4 protein-coding genes are annotated in these 6,865 nt (G+C 62.6%); 2 read left to right on the forward strand and 2 right to left on the reverse strand.

The annotated features are described in order from the left end of the window. Nucleotides 1-1,258, reverse strand: a 1,258-nt coding sequence (locus tag ACFC3J_RS21605) for a phosphotransferase (protein ID WP_375198030.1), incomplete at its 3' end; no start/stop codon positions are given. A 120-nt stretch (nucleotides 1,259-1,378) separates the two neighbouring features. Continuing rightward, a complete protein-coding gene (locus tag ACFC3J_RS21610) occupies nucleotides 1,379-3,754 on the reverse strand; it encodes a TonB-dependent receptor (RefSeq protein ID WP_375198031.1) in 2,376 nt (791 codons plus the stop codon). Between the two features lie 349 nt (nucleotides 3,755-4,103). Here ACFC3J_RS21610 and ACFC3J_RS21615 point away from each other — a divergent pair, with 349 nt between their 5' ends. Together ACFC3J_RS21615 and ACFC3J_RS21620 are read left to right on the forward strand one after the other, a co-directional pair. Then, entirely contained in the window at nucleotides 4,104-5,078 is a 975-nt protein-coding gene (locus ACFC3J_RS21615; RefSeq protein WP_375198032.1) for an SMP-30/gluconolactonase/LRE family protein, read from the forward strand. A gap of 15 nt (nucleotides 5,079-5,093) precedes the next feature. After that, nucleotides 5,094-6,865 (forward strand): TrbI/VirB10 family protein (locus tag ACFC3J_RS21620; protein WP_375198033.1); only part of this gene is annotated, 1,772 nt, incomplete at its 3' end.

Consider the following 6,865-nt stretch of genomic DNA (forward strand, 5'->3'; position numbering starts at 1 on the left):
TCTTTTCGATGAAGCGCATCAATGCGGCCTCACCCTCGGCCGGATCGGCATAGGCTGTACCGAGCAGCGCCTCGATATCCTTACCATCCTCGTCCCGCAGCCAGTCCCGATAGCGAAGCTGATCCCGGAGATAGTGCGGTATGGAGGCGAGGATGTTGCGTTGCCAACCCTGTAACGATGCGCTTTCCGGCAGGCGCTCGATCTCCGCCTGCAATTTCTGGAGCGCCAGATCGTTCTGGTCGACGGCGGCGGGCGGTGGGAGCACGATGTCATCGAGCGTCACACCCAATATCTCGGCAAGCGCCTCCATACAGCGCCGTCCGATCATCGGCACCTGCACCGCCGCCTCGACCCAATCGCCGCCGCGTCCCGTTTCGTGAAGCCCGAACAGGGGGCCATAAATGGCTTCGGCCAGGAAAGAGACGGTGTGATAAGCGATTGCGTCATAATCGAGCGGCACACCGATCACGCGTTCATAGTGACGGAACAATGCGGCGACGTCTCCCATATTCTCGATCGGATGGCGCCCCCGGAAGCAGGCGAGATCGCGCATGGGATCGCCCAGATGACCGATTTCCACATCCAATATGCCGGTGACCTGGGCGCCGTCCGAAAGGAACTGGCCGCAATCGCCCGTGACGAAGGAGATGGATTCCCGATGTCGGGGATAGTTGCGGCGCAGCCAGCGTGCGCAAAATTCCAGCAGCGGATCGGTGATGCCCTGCTCTGCCGTCATGGCATGAAAGCGTTCGAAATTGTGCAGGGCAATCTCCCGCGGCCCCTGCGGCAAATAGGCTCCCCCTTCGACGAAGGGGCGACTTGGAAGACGATGTATATCCGCCAATATCTCCATATAGCGCAGGGATGCGGCCCACCGATCTTCGGTCATGACCGATGCGCTTTCGATCGCCTGCTGAACCAGGCCGGGGTCCCGCCCACCTTCTATCCATTCCATCACGATGGTGTTGGGCTGGTCGCACATGCCCAATATGGCGGGAATGGGGACGCCATTTTCATGCAGCGCCCGCTGCATGCGCATTTCATAATCGAGCGGATAGGGATGGGTCGGCCAGGTGCGGTCGCCTTTGAGCAGAAAGTCGCGCTTCACACCGTTCTGCTGCGCGCTGGCACGCCAGACCGGGCGCCAGCGCCGTTGCTTTTCCAGCACGACCTCAGAACAGCCCAGCACATCCTCAAGCCATCGGCTGAGCTGTTCGCGGCTTTCGGCCTGATCCTGATCGGCTTCGGTCTGCGCCATCGATGGTCCTCCCCATAATCCTGCCCTGTCCATTATGGCCGGTGCGTCATCCGCCTTCGTTGGGCCGCGCTGGCCTTTGCGGACAGGACGAGACTGACGCACCGTCCTCAACTCTTGCGGTCAGTCGCCGAACCGATAGCGAACCTCCACGCCATAGGTGCGCGGGGCTCCATAAAACCCGCTGAATATGCCAAGCGCGGCTGATCCGACATTGCTCGAAGCCAGATATTTCTTGTCGAACAGGTTGCGCACGAAAAAGCTGATGTCGGCATTGCTGCCGCCCACGCCGTTCAGGTCCAGCCGTCCGTTGACCAGATCATAGGCGGGCAGAACCTGATCGGAGGAGCGGACTTTACTCGAATGGTAATAGTCCATGCTGACCACCGTTTCCGCAAGCGAGCGCGGTACGGGCAGCGTCCAGCGCAGCCCGGCGGTCACCGTCGTCTTCGCGACCAGATTGAACGGCACCTTGAGCGCTGCGAGATAGGATTGCAGTGCGGCAGGCACCGTCAACGACCGCGACTTGAGGTCGAGGAAGGTCGCCCCCGCGTCGAAGGACAATGTCGACGTCGGCTGAATCCGGGTCGAAAGGTCGATGCCCGCAACACGGGTCTTGCCGGCATTGACGAGCAGCGTCCCGCCGCTCGGATCATTGCTGGCATCGCAATCGCCGTCCGGTGATTTTGGCGGGTTCGTGCCACCGGCGGCCGTCGTGCTGCAACTTGCCTGCGTATTGAGGCCGGAAATCGGCACATGCACATTATTATACCAGCCGACAAAAGGCGACGCGTTGAACTGGAACTTGACGTCGCCCATGGTGAAGTCGGAGCGGATACCGACCTCCACATCCGTCACCTTTTCCGGGGCGAAGGACTGGAACGGCGCCAGCCTGCCGGCCAGCGTGGGACTGTTGATTCCGCCCGCGCGATAGCCCCGGCGCGTGACCGCATAGAGGAAGATCGCATCCGACGCCTTCCAGTCGACGCCCAGCTGCCAGGTCAGCGCCTTGGACGAAGTCTTGTTGACGCTCGAATTGCGGATAGTTGCCCCCCCGTCCGCGCATTCTTCGGGCGAGACGACGGGCTGGTTATTAAGGCCGCCGCCGACGCAGGCCTCGATCTTGTCCCAGGTGTGGCGCACGCCCAGATTGACGTGCAGCCCGTCCGCGATCTCATAATTGACATTGCCGAACAGCGCCCGGCTCTTTTCGCTGTAGAAACTGTAGTTGAAGCGCGCATCGGTAATACCGGGCAGGATGAAGACGGGAATATAGGTGCCCGACGGCCCGAGCGGCTTGCTGTCAAGGTAGAAGGCGCCGACCAGCCAGTCGAGGCGATTGCCGAGTGCCGATCCCTTCACCTGCACTTCGTCGCTGATCTGCCGAACATCGGATGTCTGACGGCCGCCGACGATTGTCACCGGAAGCCCGGCGGGGATCGCGCTGCTGCCGTCGGCGATCAATGTCGGCAATCCGTCGACACTGGAATAATAGTCGATCTTGGTGTGCCGATAGCCGAAGATATTGAGGAAAGTGATGTCGTCGGACAGATCGAATTCAGTCCGGTTGGTAATACCGAAACGCTTCACCCTTTCAAACGCATCGACGTCCGAATTGATCACGCGCGGGCCGCGTGCGCGCTGCAACGCCAACTGGACCAGCGCTGCATTGGCCGTGCCCGTCGCCGTCAGCCCGTTGGGACCGGGCAGGACATCGGTCAACACGGACGCGCCGCCGACCGCGTCATTGTGATAATAGTCGACAATGGCCGTGTTGCGAAACGCGGCGCTCGGCTCGAACAGGATCGATCCGCGGATCGCACGCGAGTTGAGATCGTCGGGATCGCCGCCGATACCAATATTCTTGGTCCAGCCGTCGCGCTTCTGGATCTGACCGGCAATGCGGATGGCCAGCGTATCCGATGTCAGCGGTATATTGACCGCAGCTTCCAACAGCCGGGCGTCGTAATTGCCGTAGGACGCCTTGGCATATCCCCCTAGCTTGTAGTCCGGCGCAGTCGGATAATAGAGGATCGCGCCGCCGGTCGTGTTGCGGCCGAACAACGTCCCCTGCGGCCCCTTGAGCACCTGAACCGAGGACAGGTCGTAGGTCGGGATACTGGAACCTGTGGTGGGGGAAGGCACTTCGGCGAAATAGCTGATGACGCCCGGCGCACTGTTGCCGGCCAGCGCCTTGGACTGACCCCGGATGGAGAAATTGGTGTTTTCGCGCCCGCCCGACCCGGCCAGAAAAACGCCCGGCGTCTTGATCAACAGATCCTGTGTATCGCGGATATTGGCCTGCCGCAGCGAATCCGCCCCGAAAGCCACGACGGAAACCGGCGTCTCCTGAATATTCTCGGCGGTGCGGCGCGCGGTCACCACGATGTCGCTGGTAGCGCCTTCCTGCGGCGCGGCGGTGGACGACTGCGCCAATGCCGCCTCGGATGTCGTCAGCAACAGGCCCAATGGCAGTATGAAACCCCGTATTCCCTTCATTCTTCTTCTCCCTGATGGCCAATGGATGACCGTACTGTTTGAGAGCCGGTCTGTTGCCGGCCTTCCGCTTCTGTAGGTTGGCAATATGGTCGTTGCCGCCTGCCGCCGGTCAGTTCCTGCCGCCGACCGCGCTTTCCGGATTGTCGCCTATGCAAATCTGCCTGCGAGCCACGTCGCTATCCCCTCGGCATTTTCCCCGTGGATCGGGTATGCGGCGGATAAGACGCCAATTCGCGCCTTCAATTACCTGTCGAAAGGTGGGTCCGATGTCCGATCATGCCAATATCCATCAGATTTGAGGGTGGCGCACGGTCCGCAGATGCCGTCGGTCATAATGGGAGAGGACGAGATGACCTGTTTTGCAAGCGGACTGCTGATGCCCGAGGGACCGATCGCGCAGCCCGATGGCGGCCTGATATTGGTGGAGGTGCTCGGCGGCCGCCTGTCCCGCCTTGGCCCGGACGGCGCACGCACCACCATGGCCGATCTGGGCGGCGGTCCCAATGGTGCGGCGATCGGTCCTGACGGGCGCATCTATGTCTGCAACAATGGCGGCTTCGGCACAATGACCCTGCCAGATGGCGGGCTTCTGCCGATCGAGGCGCCTCTCGATACGCCGCCCGGCATGATCCAGGTCGTCGATCCGGCCAGCGGCGCTTTCGAAACCTTGTACGCATCCACCGAAGCAACGCCCTTCTGGGGACCGAATGATCTTGTCTTCGATGCAGAGGGGGGCTTCTGGTTCACCGATTTCGGCAGGGATCGCGGCGCGGCGCGAATGCGGGGCGCGCTTTATTACGCCAGGACGGACGGGTCGGAGATCCGGCTGGCCGCCGGACCATTGGACGGGCCGAATGGCGTCGGCCTCTCGCCCGATGGACGCACTCTCTATGTCGCCCTCACCTATGAGGCGCATCTGCTGCGCTATCGGTTGTCGGCACCCGGCGTGATCGATAAATCGGCGTCGCCCTCCCCGGACGGGCACAGCATCGTCGGCCGGGCCGGTCCCGGTCAATATCTCGACAGTCTGGCCGTGGACAGCGCAGGGCGCATCTGCTGCGCCTCGCCGGGCAAGGGCGCGATACTGATCTTCCCGCCGGAAGGCGGAACGCCCGAGCAGATCGAAGACAAGTGGAAGTCCTACAGGGTCCAATACTTCTCGACGCTCGGCGACAAGACCATGACCCCGGAGCCGCAGGGCGACGGAAGCGTGGCCATGTCGATCGGGCCGATCTCCACCATCGCTGAAGGGATGCGTCTCTGCACAACCCTTGGGGTCGATGGTTCAACCTGCACGGTCAAGCCGGCAAAGTCTGCGCGCTAAGAGGGAACGAGAACAATGGCAATGGACGCCAAGCAGCGCAAGACACTCATGATCCGCATCGGCGCCGCCGTCGCGATCGTCATCTTGCTCGGCTTCTTCGGATGGATGCTGTTCGGCCCCAGCGGTGATGTCGCGCCGAAGCAGACGCAGCTCAGCCCATCGGATCCCATGGTGCCCGAGGCACCCTCCGAGGATGCCGCTTCGACCACGCCCCTCAATCCTGTAGGGACATTGAGCGCGAACGTCAGCACGATCCAGTTCCAGCAGGACAAGCCGGACACGATCGTTTTCACCCTGCAGGCGCTGGGTGGGCCTGTGGGGATCGTTGGCGCAGAGATTCCGAGCATCGATAGTGACGTCCTCAAGGTGGCGAACATCGACTGCCCCGTTGTCCCCCAGCAGGGACAGCTCGGAGCCAACATGTCGTGCACTGCGAGCGTCACGTGGAACGGAGCGCGCTCGGTCAATTCCACTCTGACGATCAGAACCGGAAGCTCGGGGAACGCTGCCGTTCCGACAGCGGCGCCAACGGCAATTCCTGCTCCAGATGCGACAGCCGCGCCTGCTGCTGCCGGTGGTCAGTCCATCACCATTCCGATCACTGCCGTGTCGACCAAGCCTGCAGCCACAGGCACTCCTGCGGCACAGGAAGTCCCTCCTCCCGCTCCTGGAGCGCAGGCGCCCGCCCCGCAGGCGGCTGTTGGCATGAGCCCTATGCAGCTGGCACGTGAGGCATATCTGGCAGCTCGTCGTGGAATGGGATTCAGCGTCGCGAACGGTCCCAGCGGGCTTCAGCCGGCCGCGCGTTCCCCCTATACGAGCTGGGACAACATCGGCGTCCAGTCGGTGAAGTCCAGCGCTCCAACCGACATGTCGCGCGTCATCACGCCTGACAAACCGATGACCGCAGTCCTTACCTACCAGATCGACACCCGGCAGACGGTGACAGCTGTCGCAACCGTCGACCGCGATGTCTACGGCTCCTCGGGACGCACGGTCGTGATCCCGCGCGGCACCAAGATCATCGGCCGTGTTGGCGGCGGTGCAACGGATCGGGTCGGCATCGCGTGGAACCAGCTCATCCGTCCAGACGGCGTCCGCTTTGTCTTCGACGGTGAAAGCGGTGATGCGATGGGTCGTGGCGGCGTTCCGGGACGCATCAACAACCGCTATCTGCAGCGGTATGGCTTCTCGCTGCTTCCCAATATAGCCTCGGCCGGTGTCACGGCTCTCCTCGGGGGGCAGAGCTCCACAGCTGCTGGCACCACCGGCACCGTCCAGTCGCAGGACGCAAAGGCGGTCGCCGCCCAGATCCTGCAGCAGCCGCTGCAGCAGATCGCCAATGATCTGTTCCAGAAGAACGGTAACATTCCGGTCCAGATCACGGTCCCTGCAGGAACCCGCATCACCGTCTGGTCCACCGGCGATCTCCGCCTGAAGCCTGCCGGCGAGGAGGAGCCTGCCAAGGAAACCGGCGATAACCGTTCACAGCAGGGTGGCGGCTTCGGACAGAACGCCGGACGACAGGGCGGTGAACGCTTCAATCCATACGCCGTGCAGCAGCAGGGCGGTGGGGGCAGCGCGCCGGCTCCGCAAATCCAGGGATCAAATAACTCTGGTGGTGGAGCGGAAAACGGAGGTGCATCCCTCCAGGTCGGCCGTGTGGACGCCAACGGCAACTACATCGCTCCCGGTGCAACGGCTCCTGCGCCGCCCCCGATCGTGACCAACACCAACAATGGTGCCGCACGTGCCGCTCAGCAGCAGCGTGGCACGACAATGCCCAC

Source organism: Sphingobium sp., assembly GCF_041987595.1.
In the GTDB taxonomy this organism is placed as follows: Bacteria; Pseudomonadota; Alphaproteobacteria; order Sphingomonadales; family Sphingomonadaceae; genus Sphingobium.

Excerpts from the sequence above, each read along its gene's own strand:
- ACFC3J_RS21610 (WP_375198031.1), bottom strand. The coding sequence starts at position 3,754 with ATGAAGGGAATACGGGGTTTCATACTGCCATTGGGCCTGTTGCTGACG.
- ACFC3J_RS21615 (WP_375198032.1), top strand. The coding sequence starts at position 4,104 with ATGACCTGTTTTGCAAGCGGACTGCTGATGCCCGAGGGACCGATCGCG.